Annotated in this window: 38 protein-coding genes; 20 read left to right on the top strand and 18 right to left on the bottom strand. The window is 69.4% G+C overall.

Annotated features, from left to right (window positions below; translation table 11 throughout):
- Window positions 1-113: 113 nt before the first annotated feature.
- The 9 genes from ACZ37P_RS16910 to ACZ37P_RS16870 are packed head-to-tail and all read left to right on the top strand — an operon-like array spanning window position 114 to window position 11534.
- Window positions 114-3896 (top strand): phage tail tape measure protein, encoded by a 3783-nt coding sequence (locus tag ACZ37P_RS16910; RefSeq protein ID WP_467347046.1) that lies wholly within the window; start codon window positions 114-116, stop codon window positions 3894-3896.
- Entirely contained in the window at window positions 3896-7144 is a 3249-nt protein-coding gene (locus tag ACZ37P_RS16905; RefSeq protein WP_467347044.1) for a carbohydrate binding domain-containing protein, read from the top strand. The genes ACZ37P_RS16910 and ACZ37P_RS16905 overlap by 1 nt, the downstream gene beginning before the upstream one ends.
- Before the next feature lie 9 nt (window positions 7145-7153).
- Window positions 7154-7651, top strand: coding sequence for a hypothetical protein (locus ACZ37P_RS16900; protein ID WP_467347043.1), 498 nt, complete (start codon window positions 7154-7156; stop codon window positions 7649-7651).
- Window positions 7652-7670: 19 nt separating this feature from the next.
- Complete coding sequence (locus ACZ37P_RS16895) at window positions 7671-7919, top strand: hypothetical protein (RefSeq protein ID WP_467347041.1); 249 nt, start codon at window positions 7671-7673, stop codon at window positions 7917-7919.
- Window positions 7919-8809: a glycoside hydrolase family 25 protein gene (locus tag ACZ37P_RS16890; RefSeq protein ID WP_467347039.1), complete on the top strand. Its 891-nt coding sequence runs from the start codon at window positions 7919-7921 to the stop codon at window positions 8807-8809. The genes ACZ37P_RS16895 and ACZ37P_RS16890 overlap by 1 nt, the downstream gene beginning before the upstream one ends.
- Window positions 8810-8811: 2 nt before the next feature.
- Window positions 8812-9135 (top strand): hypothetical protein, encoded by a 324-nt coding sequence (locus tag ACZ37P_RS16885; RefSeq protein WP_467347037.1) that lies wholly within the window; start codon window positions 8812-8814, stop codon window positions 9133-9135.
- 1 nt (window position 9136) lies between these two features.
- Window positions 9137-9568, top strand: coding sequence for a hypothetical protein (locus ACZ37P_RS16880; protein ID WP_467347036.1), 432 nt, complete (start codon window positions 9137-9139; stop codon window positions 9566-9568).
- Window positions 9565-9894: a hypothetical protein gene (locus tag ACZ37P_RS16875; protein WP_467347035.1), complete on the top strand. Its 330-nt coding sequence runs from the start codon at window positions 9565-9567 to the stop codon at window positions 9892-9894. The genes ACZ37P_RS16880 and ACZ37P_RS16875 overlap by 4 nt, the downstream gene beginning before the upstream one ends.
- 2 nt (window positions 9895-9896) lie before the next feature.
- The gene (locus ACZ37P_RS16870) at window positions 9897-11534 is read left to right on the top strand and encodes a hypothetical protein (RefSeq protein WP_467347033.1); all 1638 of its coding nucleotides are present in this window, start codon (window positions 9897-9899) and stop codon (window positions 11532-11534) included.
- Window positions 11535-11604: 70 nt separating this feature from the next.
- Here the strand turns inward: ACZ37P_RS16870 and ACZ37P_RS16865 are convergent, their stop codons facing one another.
- The 11 genes from ACZ37P_RS16865 to ACZ37P_RS16815 form a co-directional block, all read right to left on the bottom strand.
- Entirely contained in the window at window positions 11605-11991 is a 387-nt protein-coding gene (locus ACZ37P_RS16865; protein WP_467347032.1) for a DUF6221 family protein, read from the bottom strand.
- Window positions 11988-12626 carry a restriction endonuclease gene (locus ACZ37P_RS16860; RefSeq protein ID WP_467347030.1) on the bottom strand — a complete coding sequence of 213 codons (639 nt, stop codon included), beginning with the start codon at window positions 12624-12626 and terminating at the stop codon, window positions 11988-11990. Before ACZ37P_RS16860 ends, ACZ37P_RS16865 begins: the two co-directional genes overlap by 4 nt.
- A 206-nt stretch (window positions 12627-12832) precedes the next feature.
- Window positions 12833-13102 (bottom strand): hypothetical protein, encoded by a 270-nt coding sequence (locus tag ACZ37P_RS16855; RefSeq protein ID WP_467347029.1) that lies wholly within the window; start codon window positions 13100-13102, stop codon window positions 12833-12835.
- Window positions 13099-13866 (bottom strand): hypothetical protein, encoded by a 768-nt coding sequence (locus ACZ37P_RS16850; protein WP_467347028.1) that lies wholly within the window; start codon window positions 13864-13866, stop codon window positions 13099-13101. Before ACZ37P_RS16850 ends, ACZ37P_RS16855 begins: the two co-directional genes overlap by 4 nt.
- Window positions 13863-14369 carry a hypothetical protein gene (locus ACZ37P_RS16845; protein WP_467347027.1) on the bottom strand — a complete coding sequence of 169 codons (507 nt, stop codon included), beginning with the start codon at window positions 14367-14369 and terminating at the stop codon, window positions 13863-13865. The genes ACZ37P_RS16850 and ACZ37P_RS16845 overlap by 4 nt, the downstream gene beginning before the upstream one ends.
- Window positions 14366-14899, bottom strand: coding sequence for a hypothetical protein (locus ACZ37P_RS16840; RefSeq protein ID WP_467347025.1), 534 nt, complete (start codon window positions 14897-14899; stop codon window positions 14366-14368). Before ACZ37P_RS16840 ends, ACZ37P_RS16845 begins: the two co-directional genes overlap by 4 nt.
- A complete protein-coding gene (locus ACZ37P_RS16835; protein WP_467347023.1) occupies window positions 14896-15654 on the bottom strand; it encodes a DUF2637 domain-containing protein in 759 nt (252 codons plus the stop codon). Before ACZ37P_RS16835 ends, ACZ37P_RS16840 begins: the two co-directional genes overlap by 4 nt.
- A 65-nt stretch (window positions 15655-15719) precedes the next feature.
- Window positions 15720-15896, bottom strand: coding sequence for a hypothetical protein (locus tag ACZ37P_RS16830; protein ID WP_467347022.1), 177 nt, complete (start codon window positions 15894-15896; stop codon window positions 15720-15722).
- A 64-nt stretch (window positions 15897-15960) separates the two neighbouring features.
- On the bottom strand, window positions 15961-16119 hold the full coding sequence (locus ACZ37P_RS16825) for a hypothetical protein (RefSeq protein WP_467347020.1): 159 nt from the start codon (window positions 16117-16119) through the stop codon (window positions 15961-15963).
- The gene (locus ACZ37P_RS16820) at window positions 16119-16256 is read right to left on the bottom strand and encodes a hypothetical protein (RefSeq protein WP_467347018.1); all 138 of its coding nucleotides are present in this window, start codon (window positions 16254-16256) and stop codon (window positions 16119-16121) included. Before ACZ37P_RS16820 ends, ACZ37P_RS16825 begins: the two co-directional genes overlap by 1 nt.
- Window positions 16256-16432, bottom strand: a complete 177-nt coding sequence (locus ACZ37P_RS16815; protein ID WP_467347017.1) for a hypothetical protein — start codon at window positions 16430-16432, stop codon at window positions 16256-16258. The genes ACZ37P_RS16820 and ACZ37P_RS16815 overlap by 1 nt, the downstream gene beginning before the upstream one ends.
- Before the next feature lie 168 nt (window positions 16433-16600).
- Between ACZ37P_RS16815 and ACZ37P_RS16810 the strand changes: the two genes are divergently transcribed.
- From ACZ37P_RS16810 to ACZ37P_RS16790, 5 genes are all read left to right on the top strand, one after another.
- Window positions 16601-16912: a hypothetical protein gene (locus ACZ37P_RS16810; protein ID WP_467347015.1), complete on the top strand. Its 312-nt coding sequence runs from the start codon at window positions 16601-16603 to the stop codon at window positions 16910-16912.
- Entirely contained in the window at window positions 16905-17237 is a 333-nt protein-coding gene (locus ACZ37P_RS16805) for a DUF6221 family protein (protein ID WP_467347014.1), read from the top strand. The genes ACZ37P_RS16810 and ACZ37P_RS16805 overlap by 8 nt, the downstream gene beginning before the upstream one ends.
- A complete protein-coding gene (locus ACZ37P_RS16800) occupies window positions 17234-17470 on the top strand; it encodes a hypothetical protein (protein WP_467347012.1) in 237 nt (78 codons plus the stop codon). The genes ACZ37P_RS16805 and ACZ37P_RS16800 overlap by 4 nt, the downstream gene beginning before the upstream one ends.
- Window positions 17471-17589: 119 nt before the next feature.
- Window positions 17590-17817: a hypothetical protein gene (locus ACZ37P_RS16795; protein ID WP_467347011.1), complete on the top strand. Its 228-nt coding sequence runs from the start codon at window positions 17590-17592 to the stop codon at window positions 17815-17817.
- Between the two features lie 50 nt (window positions 17818-17867).
- A complete protein-coding gene (locus tag ACZ37P_RS16790; RefSeq protein WP_467347009.1) occupies window positions 17868-18194 on the top strand; it encodes a hypothetical protein in 327 nt (108 codons plus the stop codon).
- Window positions 18195-18256: 62 nt separating this feature from the next.
- Here the strand turns inward: ACZ37P_RS16790 and ACZ37P_RS16785 are convergent, their stop codons facing one another.
- The 3 genes from ACZ37P_RS16785 to ACZ37P_RS16775 form a co-directional block, all read right to left on the bottom strand.
- Window positions 18257-18445: a hypothetical protein gene (locus ACZ37P_RS16785; RefSeq protein ID WP_467347008.1), complete on the bottom strand. Its 189-nt coding sequence runs from the start codon at window positions 18443-18445 to the stop codon at window positions 18257-18259.
- Window positions 18446-18555: 110 nt separating this feature from the next.
- Window positions 18556-18831 carry a hypothetical protein gene (locus ACZ37P_RS16780; protein WP_467347006.1) on the bottom strand — a complete coding sequence of 92 codons (276 nt, stop codon included), beginning with the start codon at window positions 18829-18831 and terminating at the stop codon, window positions 18556-18558.
- Window positions 18832-18874: 43 nt separating this feature from the next.
- A complete protein-coding gene (locus ACZ37P_RS16775) occupies window positions 18875-19258 on the bottom strand; it encodes a WYL domain-containing protein (protein ID WP_467347004.1) in 384 nt (127 codons plus the stop codon).
- Window positions 19259-19359: 101 nt separating this feature from the next.
- On the opposite strand from ACZ37P_RS16775, the gene ACZ37P_RS16770 reads away from it, so the two are divergent.
- The 3 genes from ACZ37P_RS16770 to ACZ37P_RS16760 are packed head-to-tail and all read left to right on the top strand — an operon-like array spanning window position 19360 to window position 19970.
- Entirely contained in the window at window positions 19360-19587 is a 228-nt protein-coding gene (locus tag ACZ37P_RS16770) for a hypothetical protein (RefSeq protein ID WP_467347002.1), read from the top strand.
- Between the two features lie 3 nt (window positions 19588-19590).
- Complete coding sequence (locus ACZ37P_RS16765) at window positions 19591-19800, top strand: hypothetical protein (RefSeq protein WP_467347001.1); 210 nt, start codon at window positions 19591-19593, stop codon at window positions 19798-19800.
- Window positions 19797-19970, top strand: a complete 174-nt coding sequence (locus ACZ37P_RS16760; protein WP_467347000.1) for a hypothetical protein — start codon at window positions 19797-19799, stop codon at window positions 19968-19970. The genes ACZ37P_RS16765 and ACZ37P_RS16760 overlap by 4 nt, the downstream gene beginning before the upstream one ends.
- 99 nt (window positions 19971-20069) lie before the next feature.
- Here the strand turns inward: ACZ37P_RS16760 and ACZ37P_RS16755 are convergent, their stop codons facing one another.
- The 3 genes from ACZ37P_RS16755 to ACZ37P_RS16745 form a co-directional block, all read right to left on the bottom strand.
- Window positions 20070-20435 carry a hypothetical protein gene (locus ACZ37P_RS16755; protein ID WP_467346998.1) on the bottom strand — a complete coding sequence of 122 codons (366 nt, stop codon included), beginning with the start codon at window positions 20433-20435 and terminating at the stop codon, window positions 20070-20072.
- Window positions 20436-20550: 115 nt separating this feature from the next.
- On the bottom strand, window positions 20551-20865 hold the full coding sequence (locus ACZ37P_RS16750; protein WP_467346996.1) for a hypothetical protein: 315 nt from the start codon (window positions 20863-20865) through the stop codon (window positions 20551-20553).
- A gap of 9 nt (window positions 20866-20874) precedes the next feature.
- Entirely contained in the window at window positions 20875-21072 is a 198-nt protein-coding gene (locus tag ACZ37P_RS16745) for a hypothetical protein (RefSeq protein WP_467346995.1), read from the bottom strand.
- Window positions 21073-21181: 109 nt separating this feature from the next.
- Here ACZ37P_RS16745 and ACZ37P_RS16740 point away from each other — a divergent pair, with 109 nt between their 5' ends.
- The 3 genes from ACZ37P_RS16740 (at window position 21182) to ACZ37P_RS16730 (ending at window position 22985) form a co-directional block, all read left to right on the top strand.
- Window positions 21182-22417 (top strand): helix-turn-helix domain-containing protein, encoded by a 1236-nt coding sequence (locus ACZ37P_RS16740; RefSeq protein WP_467346994.1) that lies wholly within the window; start codon window positions 21182-21184, stop codon window positions 22415-22417.
- A gap of 125 nt (window positions 22418-22542) precedes the next feature.
- Window positions 22543-22740: a hypothetical protein gene (locus ACZ37P_RS16735; RefSeq protein ID WP_467346993.1), complete on the top strand. Its 198-nt coding sequence runs from the start codon at window positions 22543-22545 to the stop codon at window positions 22738-22740.
- The gene (locus ACZ37P_RS16730) at window positions 22737-22985 is read left to right on the top strand and encodes a hypothetical protein (protein WP_467346991.1); all 249 of its coding nucleotides are present in this window, start codon (window positions 22737-22739) and stop codon (window positions 22983-22985) included. The genes ACZ37P_RS16735 and ACZ37P_RS16730 overlap by 4 nt, the downstream gene beginning before the upstream one ends.
- Window positions 22986-23152: 167 nt before the next feature.
- Here the strand turns inward: ACZ37P_RS16730 and ACZ37P_RS16725 are convergent, their stop codons facing one another.
- Window positions 23153-23395 (bottom strand): helix-turn-helix transcriptional regulator, encoded by a 243-nt coding sequence (locus ACZ37P_RS16725; protein WP_467346989.1) that lies wholly within the window; start codon window positions 23393-23395, stop codon window positions 23153-23155.
- Between the last annotated feature and the right edge of the window lie 396 nt (window positions 23396-23791).

Genomic DNA, 23791 nt, shown 5'->3' with positions numbered 1-23791 from the left:
GGAGGAGATTCTCGCACTCGCAAAAGAGTGGGGGGTTCCCCCGTGGGTGGTTGAAGACGGGCCTGCTGAGTCGTTGCGGTTGCTGGAGATTGTGCGATTGGGGGTGAGGGCTGATGTCGAATCTGGTGGAGATCCTGGTTACGGCTAAGGACCTCACCGGCCCTGCCATGGCCAGTGTGAACGCGAAGGTCAACGGCGCGAGCGCGGGCATGGCCAAATTTCACAAGACAGCACTGTTGGCGGGCGCGGGATTCGCCGTGCTCGGCGTTGAGGCCGTGAAGATGGCCAGCAAGTTCGACTCCGAGATGACCCTTCTGCAAACGCAGGCCGGGGTGTCGGCGGACAAACTCGGCGGCCTGAAAAAGGGCGTCCTCGGACTAGCGGGGAAAGTCGCACAGGACCCCGGTTCACTGTCCGAGTCGCTTCTGCACGTCGAAATGAACTTCGAGAGCATGGGCATCACGAGTAAGAAAGCCCTTGAGCTCACGGAGACCGCCGCGAAAGGCGCGACCGTCGGTCACGCCGATTTGGTTGACGTCACCAACGCCCTGACTGCCGCTGTCGCGTCGGGAATCCCAGGTGTCGAAAACCTCGACCAGGCCATGGGTGTCCTCAACGCCACTGTCGGCACCGGCGACATGCGGATGCAGGACCTCGCCAACGCGTTCGGCAGCGGAATGGTCGCCACAGTCAAGGGCTTCGGCCTGAATATTGCCGACGTCGGCGCCGCACTGGCGACATTTGGTGACAACAACATCCGTGGCGCTCTGGCGGGTAACCAGCTCCGCATGTCCGTGATGGCGCTCGCGAAGCCCGTCGCTGGCGGTGAGGCCACCCTGAAGTCCCTTGGGCTCCAGGCGGATTCCCTTGCGAAGGACATGCAGAAGGGCGGCCTAAAGCTCGCCCTCGAAGACCTCGTCGCGCACATGAAGGCGGCGGGCGTCACCTCCGACCAGCAGGGCCAGATCATCACCGAGGCTTTCGGCCGTAAAGCCGGTGCCGGTCTGAATATTCTCGTCGGCCAGATGGACCGCGTGGAATCGAAGTACCCCGCACTGGCTGAGGGTGCGGATAAATTCGGCAAGTCATGGGAGGACACGACCAAGACTTTCGCTTTCCAGATGAAGTCTCTGGAGATGTCCACGCAGGCCCTGATGATCAGCATCGGGGAAAAGCTGATCCCGCCGGTCCAGAAATTCGTCTCTCTCCTGTCCGCCCACAAGACCGCGACGCTCGGGGCTGCTGTCGCCGTGGCTGGTCTCGCGGCGGCGATGGTGACCGTGTCGGTGGCGATGAAGGTCGCAGCCGGGGCGACGCTGCTCTGGTCGGGGGCGACGAAGGGCGCCGCCGTGGCGGCCAAGGTGTTCGAGACGGTCGCGCTGAAGGCCATGTACATGAAGGAGGCGTCCGTCGCGGCTGGCGGCGGGCTCCGGGGGCTCGGTGCGGCGTTCGGGACGCTGTCGACGGGTGCGAAGCTCGGCGTGACGGTGGCGGCGGTCGGCGCCCTGGTGCTGGTGCTGGAGAAGCTGTCCTCCAGCGGGAAGAAGGCCCCGGACGTCGACCGGATGGCCACCGCGCTCGGCAATCTGGGGTCGAGCGGTAAGGCCGCTGGTGAGCTGACCAGGGCCTTCGGTTCTGACCTTGACGGGCTCGCGAAGGCCGTCGACCGGGTGTCGGGCAAGGCGTCGGGGATGGATGCCTTCAACGACACGATGAACAAGGTCATGTCGTTGGGTATGGCGAAGTCCAACTCGCTGAAGGACGCGCAGAAGGACATTGACAGCGTCGACAAGGCGCTCGCATCGCTGGTGAGCGGCGGTCACGCGGACCAGGCGAAGGCAGCCCTGGACAAGCTGTCGAAGTCCGGTGCGAAGATCCCGAAGACCGACTTGGACGACTACAACGCCGCGCTGGCCGGGACGAAGCTCCAGTCCGACCTTACCGCCGAGTCCGAGGGGAAGTTCGGGAAGGCCGCGCAGGAGACGCAGGCGGCTCTCGACGTACAGGCGGCATCGGCGAAGGGTCTTACGGACTCTCTTCAGGCGCTGGACAAGGTCAATCAGCAGGCGTACGGGTCGCAGACAAAGATGGAGTCGTCGATCTCCGACCTGACCTCCGCGCTGAAGTCCAATGGTGCGACTCTCGATGTCCACACCGAGAAGGGCCGGGCCAACAGGGACGCGCTGCTCGCGGTCGCGAGCGACACGGACTCCTACACGGAAGCCCTGGTGAAGCAGAACGCGTCGTGGGGCACCGTCAACTCGGCGTACGAGCGCGGGTACAACAGCCTCGTCAAGGCCGCGATGGGGATGGGCCAGAACCGTCAGGCGGCGGAGAAGCTGGCGGACTCGCTGCTGAAGGTCCCGCCGGAGGTGAAGGTCAACGGCGACATCAGCGACCTGGAGAAGAAGCTCGCGAGCGCGAAGGCGAAGTTGAAGTCGGTGCCGCCGTCGAAGAAGGCCGCGCTCCAAGCGGACATCCGGGATCTTCAGGCGAAGGTTCTCCAGGCGAAGTGGGACTTGGCGCAGCTCGGCAACAAGAACATCACGATCACGACGTTCCTGAAGTCCGTGTACTCAGGCCCGCAACTGGGCGGGTTGGGGCATCACGCCGGTGGTGGCGTCGCGCCGATCGGCGAGACCGCTTGGGTGGGCGAAGAGGGCCCCGAACTGATGCAAGTCACCCCGACGGGGACGCGGATCTTCAGCAACACGGACTCGAAGAAGCTCGCCGCGCTCAACGGGATCAAGGTGCCGGGGCACGCGAAGGGCACCGTCTCGAAGGCGGAGCAGCGGCGGATCGACGCGGCGAAGGCAGAAGCTGACGCGCGCCGTGATGCGGCTGGCGAGCTGGGCGGTCTGGCGTACTTCAGCCGGGTGGCGGGGTACAAGACCCCGGCGTTCCAGCGGTCGACGGCGGGCGCGGGGAGCGTGGACAGCCTGGTATCGACGCTGAACGAGTGGCGGTCGAAGATCGCTGCGGCGACGCACGGGGCGCAGGAGACGCGGCTGCTGAAGGCACTGGGGAACTTCGGCGCGGGGTTGATCAAGAACGAGAAGGCGCTGAACTCCGTCAACGACAAGCTGGCGTCGGCGAAGGACAAGCTGTCGTCGCTGAAGGACAGCTTCGCGCAGCTCCGCGACTCGGTGGCGTCCTCGGTCGTCTCCTACGGCTCCATCGCCAAGAGCGGAACCGGCCAGCCGGGCGGTCCGGGCAGCGTGGTGAACCAGCTCAGCACGGATGTGGCGACGGCGAAGCGTTTCGCTGCGGATCTGGCGACGCTGAAGAAGAAGGGCCTCAACTCCCAGTCCCTCAGCGAGATCGCGTCTGCGGGGATCGACGGCGGCGGCATGGAGACCGCCGAGCGGCTCCTGGGTGCGTCGGGCAAGGACATCAAGACGATCAACTCCCTGGAGAAGCAGCTCAAAGCCGTCGGCACCGCCGCGGGCAAGACGACGGCGGACGCCATGTACGGGGCGGGCATCAAGGCCGCGGACGGGCTGGTGAAGGGCCTGGAGAAGCAGCAGAAGAAAATCGAAAACGTGATGATGGCGGCCGCGAACGCCATGGCGAAGCAGCTCAAGCGGGCCTTCGGGGTGAAGGCGTCCGGCGGCACGGTGGGGATGGCCGCGACGGGCGGGGCACGGTCGGGCCGGACGCTCGTCGGGGAGTACGCGCCCGAACTGGTGGACCTGCCGCCCGGATCGCGGGTGCACTCCGCCCCGGACACCGAGCGGATGCTCTCGCGCGCCAGCGGCGGCCAGGTCCCGCCGATTCACATCACCCTGGTGCTCGACGGCCGCGTCCTGGCCGAGCGGCTGCTGGAGCCGACGCGGGACCTCGTGCAGCGTAAGGGCGGCGGCGACGTGCAGAGGGTCTACGGGGGGCGGTCCTGATGGCGTTCCCGCAGACCAGGCTTCCCATCGTTGTCCAGCTCACCGTCAACGGCGCCTTGGTGGATGTGTCGTCCGACGTGCGGTCTCAGGGCGGCACCGACGCGATCGTCATTGAGCGGGGCATCAAGGCGTCCGGCGGTACGGTGGCCGATCCGGCGACGTGCACGCTGACCCTCGACAACAACTCGGGTGCGTACTCCTCCCGGAACCCGCTCAGTCCGTACTACCCGTACCTCGGCCGGAACACCCCCCTCCAGGTGGGCGTCGCCTACGGCACACCCTGGCTGGACTGCCCCCACGGCATATCGAGCAGCGCCTCCACCCCTGACGCAGCGGTGCTGGGCATTACCGGCGACATCGACATCCGAGTCGATGCGGAACTCGCCGTCTGGGGCGATTTCGCCGACGCGCCGGCGGCTTTCATCGACGGGCGCCCTGGGGTCACCGCGTTGATCGGGAAGTACGCCACAGCCGGTAACCAGCGGTCGTGGCGTCTGGGGGTCAGCGCCTTCGGCATCCTGGAATTGGTGTGGTCAACGGACGGTGCGGCACGGAGGCTGGCCCAGTCCGATCCGATCGGCGCGGTGCCGGGGTCTCGCCTGTCGGTCCGGGCGACGCTGGCCGCAAGCAGCGGAACGGTGACGTTCTACACCTCCACGACGCCCGGTACTGCGGGCCCGTGGACCCAGCTCGGCGGCGCGGTGGTTGTGGGCGCGACGTCGATCTTCAAGTCGGCGGCGCCGCTGACCGCCGGTTCGATCCCCAACGTGACGCCGGTCGAGTACGCCCGGAAGATCTTCTCCGCTGAGGTCCGCTCCGGCATCGGCGGGGCAGTGGTCGCCAACCCCGATTTCACCGCGCAGACAGTGGGTGCCACGTCCTTCGCTGACACCGCGCCGTCGCCCCGCACCTGGACGGCCACGGCAGGGGCGATCAGCAACGTGTTCATCCGGTTCAGCGGCGAGGTATCCGAGTGGCCTCCGCAGTGGGACACGGGCGGCAAGGACGTCACGACCCCGATCACCGCGTCCGGTGTCTCTCAGCGCTACAACCAGTCGAAAACAGTCCTTCTGTCGGCGCTCCGCCGGACGATCGCGGCGGATCCCTCCTTGGTGGCCTACTGGCCGATGGAGGACGGCGCCGCTGCGACCTTCGGTGCCAGCCCGCTTCCCGGCGTCCGCGTCATGCGAACCGCCGGGCTCACCTGGGCCGCTGACAGCAGCCTGCCCGGCTCGGGCCCGCTGCCGCAGATCGCGCCGCCGTCATCGATCACCGCGTCAGTCCCCGCGATGCCGGTGGGTGACTGGGACGTGGCGTGCGTCTTCAACATGGCGACGGTCCCGGCTGCGCCCACGCTGATGCTGCAAGTCGGCCTGTCCGGCGGTACGGCGGCCACCGTGCAGTTCTTCGTCGGCGTGGGCGTCGCCCGTATCACCGCCCTCGACAGCGCCGGGAACGTCCTCGGCACGCTCGACACCGTGCCGACGAGTATCACCGCCGGGTGGGGGTGCCTTCAGATCTCGACGTCCACGTTCAGCGGGACCGTGGCCTTGACGGCGGCCTGGCGGATGCTCGGCGACAGCGCGACGTACGGGCCCGGTACTTCGTTCACCGGCGCACCGGGACGGGTCACGTCTGTAACGGGGGCGTGGGGGCCCGGCTTTGATCTGCGCCTCGGGCACCTGGCCGTGGTCGCGGCCCCCGGCACGGCCGCCTACCAGGACTCGCAGTCTGGGTTCGACGGCGAACCTGCTGCGGTTCGCGTGGCACGGCTCGGGATGGAGCAGGGCGCACCGATGTCGGTGGCCGCTTACGACATCGACACCGAGTTGGTGGGCCCACAGCCGCCGGACGAACTGCTCGTCGCGCTCACCGCCGCAGTCCAGGCAGACGAGGGACTGCTGTACGAGGCGCGGGAGTTCCTGGGCATGCGTGTCCGTAGCCGCGCGTCGTTGTACAACCAGCCGTCCGCCCTCGACCTCCCCTACATCGCCACGCCACAGGCGCCACAGGCGCTGATGGCGCCGTTGAAGCCGGTAGACGACCTGCAAGGCGTCCGGAACGACAGCACCATCACGCGCGCGAACGGCTCGTCGGGCCGGAGCGTCATCACCACGGGGCCGCTGTCCGTGCAGCCGCCGCCGCTCGGCATCGGCACGGGCTACGACGAGAACACCACGCTCGCCCTCCACACCGATGACCAGGCCGCCCAGCATGCCTGGTGGCGGACGCACGTCGGTACGTGGGATGAGGCCCGGTTCCCGCAGGTCAACGTGTGGTTGGAGAAGAATCCCACGCTCATCCCCTCCGTGTGCCGGATCGACACCGGTTCCCGGATACGGATCACGCCGCCTCTGATCCCGCAACTGCCGCCGGACACCATCGACCAACTCGCGCTCGGGTACACGGAGACCATCGCCCAGTTCGCGTGGCGGCTCAGTTTCGCGTGCACCCCGTACGGCCCGTACCGGGTGGGTGTCCTCGACGACCCCGTCCTCGGGCGTCTCGACACGGACGGGTCTCAGCTCGCCGCCGCCGCGACTTCGACGGCCCGTGTCCTGTCCGTCGCCGTGACCGCGGGGCCGCTGTGGACGGTCGATCCGGTGGACATGCCCGTCATGGTCCGGGTCGGGGGCGAAAGGATCCGCGTCGAGTCGATCGGCGCGGACATCATCAACTCCAATCCGTGGCTCGACTCGGACGCGTCGGGCTGGACGGGGAACGGTGCAAGCGTTGGCTGGTCTCAGGCGCAGGTGTTCCCGAAGGACGGCACCGGGTCTCTCCTGATCACACCTAACGGCATCAGCACGTCGGGCGGTGCCAACAACGCACTGAGCGCGGTCGGCACCGTCACGGCGGGGGGCTCGTACACCGTGTGCCTGTGGGCGTACTCGCCGGGCGGCCACACGGACGTGAGGGCCTGCGTCGACTGGTACGACGCGTCCGGGACGTTCCTCACGACGGGTGGCCTGACCGGGACCACGGCCGTACCGGCGGGGAAATGGGTCTACCTCGCGCAGACGGTCACGGCGCCCGCGTCGGCGTCCCGCGCGGTCCTGCGGGCCCGTCATGGCGGGACACCCCCGGCGTCGGCGCCCTGGTACGCGTGGGCGCTGCGGTTGGTACCGGTGGCGGTCAGCGCTTCGCCGACCAATTTCTACGTCAGCCGCAGCCGCAACACCGTCGTCAAGGCCCAGGCGGCTGGGACGGACGTCCGCCTCAACACCCCGATGATTATCGCCCTGTAGGAGGCGGATATGGCATTTCTCGCAGGACAAAGGGTCACCGCCCAACTCATGAATGACAACGTGCCGCACACGGTGAGCTACACGGCCCTGACGGCGAACACTTCCGCGTCGACCACGTCGACTGCGGCAGCGGGCATCACCACATCGACCATCGTCTTTCGTAACGGGCGTGCCTACCAGATCACATTCAAGGGTGCGATGTTCTCTGCGGCGAGCACTGACCAGGGAAGCTTCGAGGTGCACAAAACAACTACCACCGGTCTGTCTCTGTTGGCGTCAGGACGTTTTCAGTCCGGCAGCCCCGCAGGCACATACGCATTTTATCTTCAGTCGATCATTACGAACACGACCGGCGCGGACATCCTCGCGCCGCTCGTTGGTACGTACGCCCGGATCAGCGGCAGCGGCAGCGTGATCCTGAGCGGGTCCGCCTCGAACCCTTCGTACCTGCTCGTAGAGGAAATCGGCGCGGCCACTGATTATCCGTCAGCTGGGCCCATCTCCTGAGTCCAGAAAGGAAGCCACCGTGGCAGAGCTTGAATATCCCTTCGTCACTATCCGCACTCAGGAGCCGGGTAACACCTCATATTCGGTGTCGTTCAGGTGGGGTGGCGACACCATGTACGGGGACCTTGTAGCCGGTATGACACAGGACCAATTCATCGCCGCACTCATAGGTCTCTTCGAGTCGAGGGGGACTGCTCTGAATCCAATCGGTGCAACGGCTACGCGCTTTGACGTGGCCGCCACAGCTATACCGCCAACGGAGGACTGATGGCTACTTCGCACGGTCTCGACGTCTCGTCGTATCAGGGCGCGCAGGACTGGGGTGCCCTGGCCAGGAGCGGCATCACCTTCGCGTTCGCGAAGGCCTCCGAGGGCGAGCACACCAAGGACAGCGCTTTCGCCACGCACATCGCGGGCATCATCGGCGCCGGACTCGTGCCGGGCGCCTACCACTTCGGGTGGCCGAACCAGAACGCGGCCACGGAGGCCGCGAACTACATAGCCGCGGTGACGCCGTACTCGAGGGCGGGCTTCCTGCACGTCCTGGACCTGGAGCGCCGCTCGGACGGCGCCAACTACTCGGGCCGTACCGCCGCCCAGATCCGCGCCTACGCGCAGACCTGGATCACCGCCGTACAGAAGGCGTTCCCCGGACAGCGCGTCGGCGTCTACACCTCCGCCGACGACATCGCCGCCGGGCACCTGCCCGCGAACTCGGCCTTCCTCTGGTACCCGGCGTATCCGGCGGGCGCCATGTCGTACACGGACGCGGAGAAGCGGACGCAGCCGTCGCCGTCCGGATTGCGCCCGCTGTTCTGGCAGTTCACCAGCACCCCGCTGGACCGGTCGCTGGCCTACCTGTCGCCTGCGGCTCTGCGGGCGTGGGCTGCTGGTGACACCCCCGCCGCACCTCAGACGCACGAGGAGATCACGATGCCGAACCCGAAGGACTTGTGGGCCTACAAGGGCCAGCTCGACGGAAAGGCCGACCCGCACGACGCGTACAGCTATCTGCGGGGCACCAACGCCGATGTGAAGGCTCTCGCCCGCCGCCTCGACGCGCTGACCGCCACGGTCAACACCCTCGCCAAGGCCCTCGGCGACAGCCGCCCGGCCGTCACCGTCCACGACAACACCACCATCCCGAAGGAGTCCTGACCATGCAGCCCACCCTCGACGGCGCGTACTGGCTCGGCCTCGCAATCAGCGTCGTCCTGCCCGTCCTCGTCGGCCTCGTCACCACCCGCGTCACCAACGCCTCCGTCAAGGCGGTGCTCCTGCTCGGCCTCACCGCCACAACCGGCTTCCTCGTCGAGCTGGCCGCGCCGCACGACGCCGGATACTCCGTCAGCTCCGCCGTGATCCTGTGGGCCGTGTCCTTCGGGACCGGCGTGCTCAGCCACTTCGGCGTGTGGAAGCCGACCGGGGTGGCTGTCCGGGCGCAAGACTTCGGCACCCGCAAGTCCGTCGACCTGGCGGCCTGACATGCGGGCGGTGGTCCACCGCGTCGCCCGCCAGGTGGGCCACCGCGGCGCGCTCCTCACCCTCGTCGGCGGGATCGCCCTGCTCTACGGGATCAGCCTCATCACCGTCCCTCCCGTCCCACATCCACCCGGCCTCCGCTTTCTCCTCGGCCTGATGGGACTCCACGGCTGGGGCGTCACCCTCATCGCCGCCGGGGCCGTCGCCCTCGCCTGCGTCCCCCTGGGCCAAGGGCGGGACTGGCCGGGGTTCGCCGCCCTCACCCTCGTCTGGGTGCCCTGGTCCCTGTCGTACTTCGTGTCCTGGTGGCCCGGACACGACACCCCGCGCGGCTGGGTGTCCTCCCTGATCTTTGCCGCGCTCGCCCTGATCCCAGCCGTCGGCGCGACATGGGACGAACCGCTGCCACCCCCGCACGATCGGAGCACCACGTGAGCCTGGACCTGACGACGATCGTCGTGGCCGCAGTCACCGCGGGTGGGACGCTCGGCGTCGCCAGGGCCGCACGCAGATCCCCGCGGCAGGAACGCCGCGACGACTTCGCCGCCGTCACTGACCGCCTCGACAAGGACATCGAGCGACTCGACGCCCGCGTCACCCGGCAGGACACGACGATCAGCGGGCAGACCAGTGCGATCGGTTACCTGAGCAGTCTGCTGCGGACGATGGTCGTGTTCACGCGGGCGGCCGGTCTGGAGCCCCCACCCGCACCTCCACCGCCAGACGAAGCCCGCCCGTTCCTGCATGACATCGGAGTCTGAGCATGCCGTTTCCCGAAGGTGCCGACACGATCCTCCTGACCGTCAGGGTCGGCCAGACCGACGGCGCCGCAGACCGCACACCGATCACCCTGACCCCGTCACCCCAGCGCGTCGTCAGCACCGCGCTGGACGACATCCGCACCAACGATCCGATCACCATCGTCCCGGACCGCGGCACCGGCACCGCGGCGGTGACGCTCCTGTGCACCGACGCCGCCGGATACGTGCCCAGCGGCTGGACGTACCGCGTCGAGACCGGGGACGACGCCCCGTACTCCGTGCAACTGCCCACGGCCCTTGGGGCGACGGTGGATCTCGCCGACCTCATCCCCGTGGCGGAGGACCCGGGCACGTACGACCTCCTCGTACCTCAGGCGGTCACCGAGGCGTACGCCGATGCCACCGCCGCGGCGACACTGGCGGCGGCAAAGGCGTACACCGACGCCCACTCCGGCGGTGGGGGTGGCGGTGCACCGTCCGGTCCGGCTGGCGGGGCGCTGACGGGCACGTACCCGAACCCGACGCTGGCGCCCACCACGGTCGCGGCGTTCGATCTGGCCGGGTCGGCTGCGGCTGCGCAGGCGGCGGCGGTGTCCGCTGCCGCGACGGATGCTTCGGGGAAAGCGGCCACGGCCCAGTCGACGGCGATCTCGACGGCGGCTGCGGACGCCACGGCGAAGGTGACAGCGCACGCAGGCGCAAGTGACCCGCACGGCGACCGGGCCGCCGCCGCCGCGGATGCGACGACGAAGGCGAACGCGGCCCAGAGCGCTGCGACCTCGGCAGCCGCGACCGATGCGACGGGAAAAGTCGCAGCCCATGCTGGGGCCTCGGACCCGCACGGAGACCGCGCGTTCGCTACGTCGGCCGTCACAACCCACACCGGAGCATCGGATCCCCACGGGGACCGCGCTGCTGCCGCGACGTTCGCCACCTCGGCGGTGTCTACCCACACGGGCGCCGCCGACCCGCACGCGGACAGGGCCTTCACGACGTCCGCGATCACGGCCCACTCTGGAGCGGCGGACCCGCATGGTGACCGGGCGGACGCTGCAACGAAGTACATGCCGCTGGCAGGCGGGGCGGTCTCCGGGAATCTGACGGTAGCGGGGCGGGCGTTGCGGGCTCCGCAGGTTGCGGATCACGGATTGCGGGCATGGGCGTTCGATCCGCGGTTCTGTGGATCGACGGCGGCGGTGGCGACCGGGGGAACGTTGTTCCTCAGCGGCATGTTCATCACGGAGAGCTTCACGGCGACCGCGTTGTACTGGGGCGTGGCGGCTGCCCCGACGGGCCAGACGGCCGCACAGAATTTCGTCGGGCTGTACGACAGTGGCGGGACCTTGCTGACGTCGGTGGGTGTGGACAGCGACACGGCGACGACGGGACTGAAGACGGCCACGATCAGCGTGGCTCTGACCCCGGGGACGTACTGGGCGGCCTTCCTGTTCAACGCGACCACTGCCCCGCAGTTGCCGCGGTGTGCGGGTGCGGGTGGGTCTCCGTCGCTCATCAACGTCGGGCTCAGCGGGGCCGGGCAGTTGTACGCGTCGAACGGGACGGGGCGCGCGGCGTTGCCGAGCACGATCACGATGGCGTCGAACGTCGCGGCGACTGGGTACTGGGCTGGGATTAAGTAGGCACGAACAGCAGACCGCCCCGGTGCTCTCCTTCGGGAGGGCGCCGGGGCGGTTTTTGTGCGTCCGGGGGTCAGGCGGGGACGATCAATTTCGGTCGGTAGTCCGGGTGGTCGACGTAGGACGCGGCGAGCTGCGTGAGGACGTAGTGCCACGCGAACCAGCGCGCCTCCATAACCGCGATGGTCTTGAGCTGCTCCTTTGAATCGGATGGGAGCTGCGCGTTCCAGTAGTCGCGGTCGTGCCTAGCACAAGCGGCTGAGTCAATCAGGTTCCGCTTCGCCTCGACCTCGCGCAGCACCCGGTCGGGGCTGGCGAACCGAGCGATGTGAAGGGCGACCGGTGCCTCCGCGTACGAATGAGGGATGCCCGTCACCATCTCCGGCGACGTGTTCGCCTCGCGTACGGTCGCGTCGTCCTCGGCCAGCCGGGCCCGCAGGAACTCGATCAGATCATTCATGCCCGCATTCTCCTCTCCCTGCCCCACGGCGGGGCAGTCTCTCCCAATGCCCACGTCGCCAGTTCGTCCCCGTCGACGAGCCGGATCCCCGCAGTCCGCGCGTACCCCTCGGCCTCCGCGCTGAAGGCGGAGGTGGTCACGACGATCGCGAGCGCCGCCCCGTGCACAATGCGCATCGTTCCGCCGACCCGCTGCACATCCGGCGAACCCACCCGGCGGCCGGGCGCGTACCGCTTCGCCTGGATCAGGATCCGCCGCCCGTCCCCCGTGGTCGCCAGCACGTCCGCGCCCAAGTCCCCGGCGCCGCCGACGACCCGCACGTCCCGGCAACCGTCGCGGCGGCACAGCGCGGCGAGGGCCTGCTCGAACTCTGCCGGGGACAGGGCGAGATAGTCGGCCGTGCGGGCGAGACGGTCCGCACGGGCGCGGTCCCGGCGCGCGGACAGCATTCCGGCGCCGATGCCTCCGGCCGCGCCGAACCCGAGCACGACCGCTACGGCCCCTGGGTGTCCGGTGATCCACAGGGTGACGGTACGGACGATGAGCCATACGCCCGCCGCGACGACCGCCAGACACAGGAGCAGCGTGGAGCAGTCGGGGCGCGGGAGGCGCCGTCGACGGCGGGCGCGGGACACCGGTCAGTCCTCCTTCGGCGGCACGGGCTTCGTCCAACCGCCGGTTTTCTCGTCGTACTCGCGGGCGTGCTCCGTGCCCTGGCCGGGCTTCGTGTCCTGGCGTGTGGGCATCTTCGGGAGAGGCATGATCGTGGGGCCTGTTCTCTCATCGGATCGGGTGAAACCGGGGCGGGCGGTAGCTGCCAGGCGGCGCCCGCTCCGGGGCTTCATTGGGTGATCGGTGTCCACCGGGTGAGCCACCCGCCGTGCACTTCCACGATCACGACCCCCTCTTCGGAGACATCCGATCGCAGTCCGGCGAGCGTCGCCTCGGTGGACGCGAGGTGGGCGAACTCAGCTCGCTGCGGGGCCGGGTCAACCCATGTGGCGCCGTCGTCGTAGCTGGCTTCGCGGAGGTACGGGGTGTCGGAGTCGACCTCGGCGAGCGGGCTTGCGTCGTGTGCGCGGAGCCATTCGATCGGGTCGTGGCGGGTCACGAGCGCGCCTTCTTTCGGGTCGGGTCGATGACGGTGACGGTCGCGCGGGCGGGGTTGTGGGGGTCGTCGGCGGTGATGATCCGCAGGCCCCCTACCACCCGGTCCGTCGTGGTCTCAGGCGTTGTTGCCGGGCTGGTAGTTGCGGCTGTAGTTCCGACCTGACCTGCAACAACTACAGCCCCGGCCGAACTACGCCCGGCCGCCGGAGAGGGGCCGGGGAGGGGCGGCAGGTCGTCCCTGTGCACCCCTGGGGAGACCCGCTTACCGAGACCCCGCACAGCGGGCCGGACGGGCACCCCCGTGGCCGCGGCCAGGGCCCTCACGTCCGGGATCTCCCAGGCCCCGCCGACGCGCACGCTGAGGGCGGTTGCGAGGGTCGCGAGGTGCACCCCGTTGAGGGTGCCGAGGACGTCCCGGATGAGGCTCACGAAAGCCTCCTGCGACACCTCGGGGAGACCGTCCTGCGACGGCTCGTCAGTGGCCTCGTCGGGCTGCTCGCGCGTGGCGTCAACAGGTGTTGATGCGCCCGCTCGTGCAGCCTTCGTCGCGGCGCGCAGGGCGAGCACGCACACCACCAGCACGCTGATTCCGAGGACCGGCAGCGACACAGTGAGGACCCGGAAAATAACCAGCCCGGCGGCGGCGAGCATGGCCCATCGGAAGCCCTTGTCGAGCCAGTTCTCCCCCGCGCGCGCCCACGCCATCGGCTTGGCCGACCAGCGCGCGGCGAGGATCCGCAGGCCCCTCGCCAGGTGCCCGGTCACAGTCCGGCCCCGGTCCTGAACCAGTCATAAAAGGGGTCGCCGATCCCGTTGACCAAACCCACGACGTGCACGAACAGCCCGGCGACGCCAACGCTGAGGGTGAGGGTCGCCCCGGACAGCCAGCCGCCGAACAGCTTCCGCTTCATGACCTTGCCCGCAGCCTTCCACGCCACAGCGAACGCGAACGCGATCAGGACCGTCACGATCGCCCCGCCAGGGCTCAACTGACCCGGATTGCCACGATCGAGAGCCTCGGCGTTCGCTCCGGCCGTGCCGGACAGGACGTGCTTTCCTGCGCCGTTACTGGCCCCGGCGGTCCATCCGGCGAGGATGCCGAGGAGTCCGCCGCAGATCGTGGACAGGCCGCCGAGGACGTACGACCCTGCGAACGGGAGGAGGACTTTCGGCTCGCGAGCCGGGGTCTTCCACCACTGCCACAGGTTGTAGCCGGTGATGGCGAGGCTGATCGCGAGAGCACCCGCGGTGAGGTGGGCGTTGCTCATTGGGTGACTCCCGTAAGAAGGGTGACGAGGTCAAAGGGGCTGGCCTGCGCGGCGAGCCCGAACAGGGCGGTGGTCGCCGCGGCGTAGGAGTACCAGCGCGGCCGCCAACGGCCGACCGTGAACGCCACGCCGACGGCAATCAGGGCGAGCGTCCACGCCCCGCCGACGGACGCCTGCGCCCGGCATGCCCGCAGCTCGGCACCCCATCCGGTGGCCACCGACCGGCCGCCGAACAGCGGGGCCAGCGACGCGCAGACGCCGATCCAGTGCTGAACGGTGATCCAGGACCACAGCCGGGACCAGTCGACCCGCGGCTCGACCGGCGGCGCGACAGGGTCGGGGAAGTGCACGTCGACGCGGACGTGCACTTCCTGCGGGCCTATCGGGACGGGCGGCCCGGCAGGGGGAGGCGCCTCCCACCACGCGGGAGGTGCGGGGAGTGCGGGTGGCGGTTCCCAGGATGCGGTGCGCGTCGGCAGCGGGTGCCCGGCGGGGATGACGCGGGTCGGCTCGATCGGCTTGTGGGTCACGAGGCTTCCTTGTCGAGTGCGTCGCGGATGCGCATTGCCCGCTGCTGGCCGACGCCGTAGGTGCGCTGGATGCGCCGCAGGCTCATCGGGCCGTGTGCGGCGAGTGCGCGGGCGTGCTCGATCAGTTCGTCGTCGGGGGCGGCCGAGGTGGGTGTCGACGGCTCGGGTACGGGCGGTGTATCCGGCTGCGCATCCAACCTGACCTCGGGGATTGCGGGCAGCATGGGGGCGAGATGCAGTTCGAGTGCACCGGCCGTGCGCACGGGTGGGGCGAGTGCGGTGGCCTCGGATGCGGCTTGCTCGAACTCCGAATCCGGCTGCGGCCCGGCCTCTTCGCCGGGTGCGGCCTGGATGCGCTCCAGGGCGTCGTGGACCTGCCGCATGAGTGCACCGAACGCGATGAGTGCGGCCGTCGGCGGCACCGCGGCGACGATGTAGTCGAGGGCGGATGCGCCTGATCCGACGCCGCTGATGTTGAGTGCGACCGATCCGGTGGAGCCGAGTGCGGCGAGTGCGATGGCCCAGGGGTCGACGCGTCCTCGCAGTGATGCGCGGAGGATCAGGCTCTCGCCGACGAGGATGAAGCCGTCGATCGTGCCGGGCCACGCCCACGCGCCGTTCCCGTGGAGGCCGTGGCCGTCGGCGATGAGGTGGAGGTGGTCGTAGCTGAGCCAGAAGGCGCCGGCGGTGAGTACGAGGGTGACGAAGCCGGCGCCGATGGCGAGTGCGGTGATCGCGCGGCGGTTGGGGTTCACGGTGTCCTCGGTGGGGCCGCGCCCGGCGGCCGGGAGGGGCGCCGGGCGCGGCGGTCGGGTTCGGGTCAGGTGTGCTGGGGGCAGCGGCGGACTTTCTCGACGACGCCGCTGTCGGCGGTGATGACGTGGCAATCGCAGTGGCGGCATTCGTAGATGCCGTCGCCGATGGCGCGCAGGGAGCTGCTGCAGCAGGTGGGGGCGTTGAGGCGGTCGCCGACGTGGATGGCGGTGGGTTTGGCCATGGGGTCTCCTTGGGTGGGTGGTTCGGCCCGTGCGGGGGCGTGACGGGTCCGGCGGCTGGGGGGGCTACTCGTTCCAGCGGGGGCGGTTGGTCTGGTCGCGTTGCCGCTTCTTGGTGTCGCGGGAGTTTCGGGCGATGCGGGTCCGGTGGTCGCGGGCACGTTGGGCGGACTGCTCGGCGTCGCGCGGGTTGCTGCGTCCGCCGAGCCAGTCGAACCGGCCCATCAGTGTTCGCTCACGCAGTCGTCGGGACGTTCCTGTCGGAATGCCTCGTTGTGCTCGGCGGGCGTCGGGGCGGGCCAGTGGTGGCCGCTCTGCTCTTGGGCCGTGCCGATCTGCTCGGACTCGGGCTGCTCGCTCATCAGGCGCTCGCCGCCGTGGTCACGCAGTCCGGCGCCCCGCAGCCACCGGCGGTCGTCCAGATCTTGGGCGCGCAGGTGTGGGTCCCGGTGTAGGCGGCGGCGCACTCGATGCAGGTGGTGAGGTTCGAGGTGGGCGTGGGGGTGGGCTCGGGCTCGGGGTGATCGGTAATCTGCACGTGGTGCCGCCTTTTCGTGATGGTTGAGGTGGTGCTGACGGCCCGGCCATGTGGAGCTGCGAACTCCGGCCGGGCCGTCCTTACTTGGGTAGCGCGGGCTACCTTCCCTCACTGTAGGGGGTCCCCCTACAATATGGGAAGTGGCCCGCCCACAGAGAGGGGCCGGGCGTGAGCGAGGAGGCGCAACGGGTGTTCGACGCCATCGAGGCGCTGGGGCAGATCGCCGATCCAGTGGAGCGCGCCAAGGTGCTCACCGAGGTACTGAAGGGCCTGCCGGAGCACAACAAGCAGTTGAAGGCGGCACGGCAGGCGGCGTTCCAGGAGTTGCTCGCGCGCCCGGGTGCGACCCTGCGGAGCGTGGGCATTGAGCTGGGCATCAATCACGGGTCGGTGCAGGACATCGCGAAGGGCTACTCCGGCGGCGGGAAGCGGCGGCCGAAGTCGGTGGCGAAGGTGAACGAGGAGAGCAGCGGTGGATGATCTGGTGGTGTTCCTGCGGGCCCGACTGGCCGAGGACGAGGAACTGGCGCGCGCCGCGGACAGCGAGCTGAGCGGCGTCTTCACCCGCATCACGTCGTTCGATCCCGAGATGGCAGCAGACGAGCGCCACATCATGACCCATCGTCCGGCGCGGGTGCTGCGCGAAGCCGAAGCCAATCGGGCGCTGCTGCGCGTTGCCGAGGCGGCGGCCGACTTCGCCCCGACGTTCACGACGGGCTTCGCCGCGAAGCTGGAGGGCGTCCTCCGCCTCTTCGCGCAGGCGTACGCCGACCACCCCGACTACCGCGAGGAATGGCGGCCATGAGCGAACCGGACTACGTCGTGATCCGCCCCGCGCCGGGGCTCCCGGAGGGATTCGTACCCGCACACATGGACGGCTGCTGGTTCGACCGCGCCGACATGCCGGAAGGCCCACCCGCAGGAACGCCGCCGCCCGAGGGTGTCGTCATGACGCAGGCCGTGGCCGTTCCCACGGGTCGGTTCGAGGTGCGGGACTACGACGGTGCGGTGGCCGAGGTCTGGGAAGTACAGCCGTAGTCCCGACCGCCCTTCCGCCCCGTCACCGTGCTGGTGGCGGGGCGGTTACATGTCACGAACCGGCTACTACCCGGCTACTACCCGGACACCCCCACACGGGCACGCCCATACTCGCGGCCATGACCGCCACCACCACCCCGTGGATCAGAAGCAAAACCACCATCGCCGCATTCGTCCTCATCGCCCTCGTCGCCTGGACCCTGGCCGCGCAGCAGTGGTCGGACAAGGGCTGCGGCACCGGCCAGGGCTACGGGCTGGTGATCACGCATTTCGGGACGCCGGGGCATACCGAGGGGTGCGAGTCCGAGCCGGGCGGACCCGCATACACCGACGACTACGACGGCTGAATGCGGCTGCCGTTCGAGCTCAGCGTCGCCGACCTACTGGGAGAGACACCATGGCACTGGAGTTCCGGCCGAAAGAGCTGGCGGGGTCGTTCGACCTGTACGACGAGACGGGGAAAATCGGGGAGATCGCGGGGCCGAACCCGGAGACGGACGTCGATCCAGACGGCACGCCGTGGGAGCCCTACTGGAGTGTCGAACTGTGGAGCCTTTCTGGCTCTGGCAAGACCTGGGGGAAGGACTGCGACAGTCTTCAGGACGCCCTGGCGGGCGCACGGGAGTCCTACGAGGAGTTGCTGGTCGAGCGCCGGGAGGCTGGACGTGGAGGTTCGGCTCGGGTGATTCCGACGCCGATGGGTGGTCAGCCGCGGCGGAGGTGACACGGAAGGGCCGTGCCGCCGGGGGGAGGCGGCAGCACGGCCCTGGTGGGGCAGCACCGCCGTTACCAGGCGCTCAGCTTGCCGGGCCCACGCTTATCGCGAGGGTCGAGTTCCCGTGCTGCTGCGCGAGCGTCGTCCATCAGGTGGCGTTCCGCGGTGGCTCCGCTGGGGCTGACGCCCGTCGCTTCCAGCGCGTTGGCGAGGTCGCGGAGGAGGCGGGCGAGTCGGGTCGGGTCATCGGCGTAGGTCATGCCGGGACGATACGGGGCGGGTACGACAACTGCACCCCCGGCGCTGGGAATTGTCGGGACGGGGCCAGGTGGTCCCGTGTGCGCGGTGGGGGCACGCACACGGGCGGCGCTCAGACGGTCGGCCGCTTGGGGAACTCAACGACGCCCGCGTCCAGGGGCTGCTCGGCCGCGTCCAACTGCCGCTGAACGGCCCGCAGGTCACCCCAGGTGAGGCCGGTGCGGACGCCCTCGCCGTACAGGTTGGTGGTGGCGGTGACGGCCATCTCGTCGTCGGGCCGCTGAGCGAACGCGCACAGGACGTGGGCGAGGGCGCCCTCGGGGGTGGCGGGCATTGGCCCGTACTGGGCGATCGCGTCACGGCGGAACTGGTCAGCGTTGCGGTCCATAGTGGTGGTCCTTCCTGATCAGGTGTGGTGGGTGGTGGTGCGGTCAGGCGGCGGCGATGAGGTGGCGGGTGCCGCGTTCGTCGCGGCCGATCTCGTAGGCGACGAGCGCGGCGGTCGTACGGAACTCGGGGACGGCGACGGCGGGGCGGTCGGTCGCGGGGAGGTCGACCACGTAGGCGGTGCGGTGCACGGTGTAGGCGCTGATGCGGTCGAGCCGGAAGGTGCGCAGCTCGCCCGAAGCCCGGTCGGCGGCGCGGAGGATGGTGTCGCCCGCCTTGGTGGTCTTGATCTCGCGGATCTCGATCGTGCGCACCGTGGTGCTGCTGTCCGCCTTGGTGTACGTGATCGTCACCGGGTGCTGGCGGTCCATCGCGCGGTACATCGCGGCGGTGGTCTGCTGGCTGGTCTGGCGGGCGGTGTGCTTCACGGATCCCCCTCGGCGCGACTTCCTCTACGCCTCATAGAGTAGGCCCAATCAATGAGGCATGTCAACTGGATTGGGCCTAACCGATATGGCATCATCGGGTCATGGCCACCAAGAAGGACGTACAAGCCGCCATCGCCAAGTACGACAAAGCGATCGGCGCGGCGAACCGTCAACGCGCCCGCGACCTCGCACGGTTCGCGGACCAGATGCCGCAGAAGGACATCATCGAGGCCAGCGGCTACAGCCGGGAGACCGTCCGCCGCCTCGTCGCCGACGGCCGCAATCTCGCGGTTCCCACGCAGGCCACGCCCGCCGAAGAGGAAAGTTGAGCCATGACCTACCGCCCGTACCCGGACGCCGACCGAGCCCGCCACCAACTCGACCGCCACGCGCAGGCGCCGCGCACCGTGAACGCCCGCGTCGCCGCGCAGGCTTGGGGCATCACGTCGGCAGAGGCCGTGCAGAACACAGCCAGGAACCTCGCCGCCATCGGCACCGCACTACGGTCCGCCGACCAGCCCAGTCCGGAGAACAGGCCGTGAGCGAAGAGCCGAACAGCACAATCCCTCTCCCGGAGCACGAGCTTGGCCAGCTCCTCGCCGTCGCCACGCTCTACCTCGACGCAGCCGCCGCTGACGAGCTGAGCTACACCGAGGCCGCGCGCGTCGGCGAGGTGAAGGCGATCGTGGAGAAGTACGGACGCCGGTACTGACCACACCCTTCCCGCCGTCGCGCCCTGGTGCGACGCTGAAATTACCCCCCGAGGATGCGCCCCGTCTCCAACCCCCGTGGAGGCGGGGCGCGGCCATGTCTACGGCTCGGGCCAGCAGTCCTCACACGCCCGCGTCCCCGCCACCAGAGCCGCTGCCGCCTCCGCCCTGCTGACCACCCGACCCCGGCTGCGGTCCAGCTGGCCGCACCGCTGCACGTGGTGCAGCTCCGCGACGTCCGTGCGACCGATCGGCGCGATCATCCATGTGGCGTCAGGCCCTGGTCGGTGGATGGTCGGCACCCACGTATAGACGGCACCGTCGACCGGCTCGCAGTCCTCGGCGGGGACGGCGATGACGACGTCGTACGTCCAGCCGGTCCGGGTTTCGCGGCGGGTGATGAGCCGGGCGGGCATGGTGGTGCCGTCGGGGAGGGTGACGGTGACCACGGGTCGAGGGTCGGACATGTGTTCGATCGTATGTGCGAGTTCCGGGCGGTGCACTACCGGGGCATACAGAAGGCCCGCCACCAGCAGGTGACGGGCCTTCCGCGGGCGGCCCCGCATTGGTACGCCGCTGACGCTACGCCGCGCGGGCCGCCTTGTGGAGTCCCTGGAGCACGTCGTACCCGTGCCCGAGCCCGGCTGCGGCGAGCGCGACGTGCAGCGCCTCGGCCGCCGCGGTCGCCTCCGTCATCAGCTCCGCGTGCCGGTCGCGCTCCTCCGGCGTCCACTCGCGGAGCGCCGGGGACATCCACTTCGGCGCATCCTTCACCGGGACCGCCTCGGCGCGGCGCGCGGCGTCCACGGTCATACGGTGGGTCTGCACATCGACCCATGCCTGGTGGGACCGTTTCTGCGCGGCGATCAGGTCGGGCGGGTACGTAATGTCGGGCATGGCCGCAGCCTACGACGGGGGGCGGACAACAGTGCCCCCGGCGCGCTCTTCCTCATCTGCCGCCCGCCATTCCGCCTGGAGCCGGGCCAGCTCGACCAGATCCTCCGCCGCCCACACCGTACGGCCCTCGGACAGCCGCCGTATCCGCGCGTTCAGGACAGCCGCATCAGGACGCAGCGGCGCCGGGACACAGGACGAACAGGGCATAGACCAAGGCTACCCACCAGCACACCCGCACGGGCACACGGCAACGGCCCCCCGATTCCGGGGGGCCGCGAGTACCGTTCTGAGTGTCTAGGTCAGAACGGGAGCCAGCATGCCATACCCCACGGACAATCCGTCGCCCCTGCCCGGCGACCGCATCCGCGAACTCCGCCGCCGCCGCGGGCTCACCCAAGAACAACTCGCCGAACAGTCCGGCCGCAGCCTCGCCTTGATCAAGAAAATGGAGCAGGGCGGCACCGCCCGCCTCGACTCCTACCACGCCGTCGCCCGCGCCCTCCACGTACGCACCAGCGCCCTGATGGACCCGGCCGGACCGCACGAGACGCGCCGCACCCCCGGCGACGACGTCGACCTCATGCCGCTCCGGCAGGCCATCGCACCCCCGATCACGATCACCGGCCGCCTCACCCCGGCGACCACGGGCGACGACGAGCCGGACGTCGACCAACTCCGTGCGACCGCGCACACCCTGGCCGTCGCCTACCACTCTGACGACTACGACACCGTCGCCGACCTCCTGCCCGCCCTCATCCGCGCCGCACACGCCACCGTCGACCACCACCATGGCGGGCCCCGCGAAGCTGACGCGGTCGCCGTACGGGCTGACATCCTCCAGATGGCCGGCCGCTACCTCACCCAGGTCCGCGCGTACGACCTCGCGCACGCCGCACTGCGCGACGCGATCACGGACGCCGTACGAGTCGGTGACATGGAGGTCGTGGCAGGGGCGGTGTACCAGCAGGGCTGGCTCCTGATGCGCCAGGGACGCCTGGACGAGGCGGAGGCCGTGTCGGTGGCGACGGCGGAGGCGGTGGAGCCGCGCATCTCCCGCGCGTCCCGGAAAGCTCTCGGCGGCTGGGGCAAGTTGCTGGTCCACGCGTCTGCGGCGGCGGCCAGGAACAACCGGCCCGAGGAAGCGCGCGAAATGCTGCGCCTCGGCCGCACCGCGGGCGCCGCGTTGACCGGCGGCACGGTCGTCGCCGAGTCGTCGTGGGGTCGGTTCGACTGGCGGACCGTTGCTCTCCAGGGGATCGAGAACCAGCTCGTCGCCGAGCAGCCCGGCCGGGTGCTGCGGCTGTCCGAGCGCGTCGCGGAGGCGGGTACGACCACATTCCTGCGCCGCCACCTCCTCGACGTCGCCGCCGCCCACGTCATGCTGCGGCAGCGCCGCGAGGCCATAGCGGTCCTGGACCGCCTGTACGAACAGACTCCGGCGTGGCTGCGGCATCAGCAGATGGCCACCCGCACGTTCCACGACGCCCAGCGTCTCGGCGGCCGGGCGACGGGGCAGGAGCGCCGGTTGGCGGCGTTCTTCGACGCCCCGTAGGGGATACGAAACGTAGCCCTTGCTGGGTGACGGCCCGTCAAAGGGCTACGGGTCGTGGCTGGTGGAGCAATTGTGACCGCTCGTAGCGTGGTGATCACCAAGCGGACCACGACGCTGGAGCCCCTATGTCCGAGGAACGACACGACCCCGCACCCGATACCGCCCCGCGCCGCACCATGGTGTCCACCGTCCGCCCGCTCGCCATCACTCGCGCCGACGGCACTGTGGTTTCGACCACCGTGCACATCGTCCACCCGCGTGACACCACCCCACCGGACGAGCCGGTCATCCACCACTGCGACCGGGCTCGGTGCTGGTCGTGAGCCGCCGCTGGTGCGACTGGTCCGACGAATGGGTGCCCGCCGACGACGCGGTCATCGTGTCCGAGCAGGAGCAGGGCTCCGGGCCGCCCGCCGTCCACTACGCCTGCACCGGGTGCCGCGAGACGTACGGGCTGCTGCCCGTCGACCAGCACCCCGCCGGATCCACTGGGGCGCCGCTGGCTGTCGCCCCGTGGATAGGCCGCCGCGACGCCGCACCCGTCCCGCCGTCGGGCAGGGCCTCGTGACGGCCCGCGCCTGCGCACACCCTCGTCAGGCTGGGCGTGCGCAGGCGCACTTGGGATTCACCCGTTCGAGTGACGTGCGCATGGTTGCCCCAGGGCAACGTTCACGAGACGGTGGGGAGCGCTCCCGCTCACCCCTTGCCCCCGGGTAGGCACCGCGCTAGACGAGGTCAGATTCCCTGCAAAAGCTCGACGACCGGCACTCGAAGGGCGTCGGCGATCGTGAATAGCGTGTCCAGCCTGAGGCTGTGCAAGCCGTGCTCGATGTTGTAGATCGATCCGCGCGATAGGTCTACGAGTTCGCCCAGCCGCTCCTGGGTGAGGTCGGCGTCGACACGTGCGGCTTGGATGCGCCGTCCGAGGGCCCGGCGGCGGGCGAGCACCGATTCGGGCACTGGATCGAGGGAGGGCACCTGTTAACGCTGTGTCGATCATGATCGAATGTCTGCACAATTCTTTGCGCATTTTGTGATCATGAAGTCCGGCCCCCAGTCGGCCGTCGGCGGTGTCAGCCCCCCAGGCTCACCGCCGACGGTCTTTTCACTGCCCCTCGGTAAGGGTGCTTTGCACTCACCCCCGCCCCAGCCTTGATGATCACCAAAGGGGCGTGTTCCCGTGGGAACCCCGAGGCTCGCCGAGCATTCGAGAGCGGCACTCTGCGTCAATGAGCGTCAACCTGATGAGTCAGTATGTCCGCATTTCAGGTATCACCGCAGGTCACAATGGGGTAAAAGAATGGGTTCAAGTCCCGTCACTCACCCCATACGAGAGGCCCGGCCCGCGGAAGCGGACCGGGCCTCTCGCGTGAC

This window comes from Streptomyces sp. NPDC024632, assembly GCF_055559175.1.
This window is presented reverse-complemented; position numbering and strand designations above follow the sequence as displayed.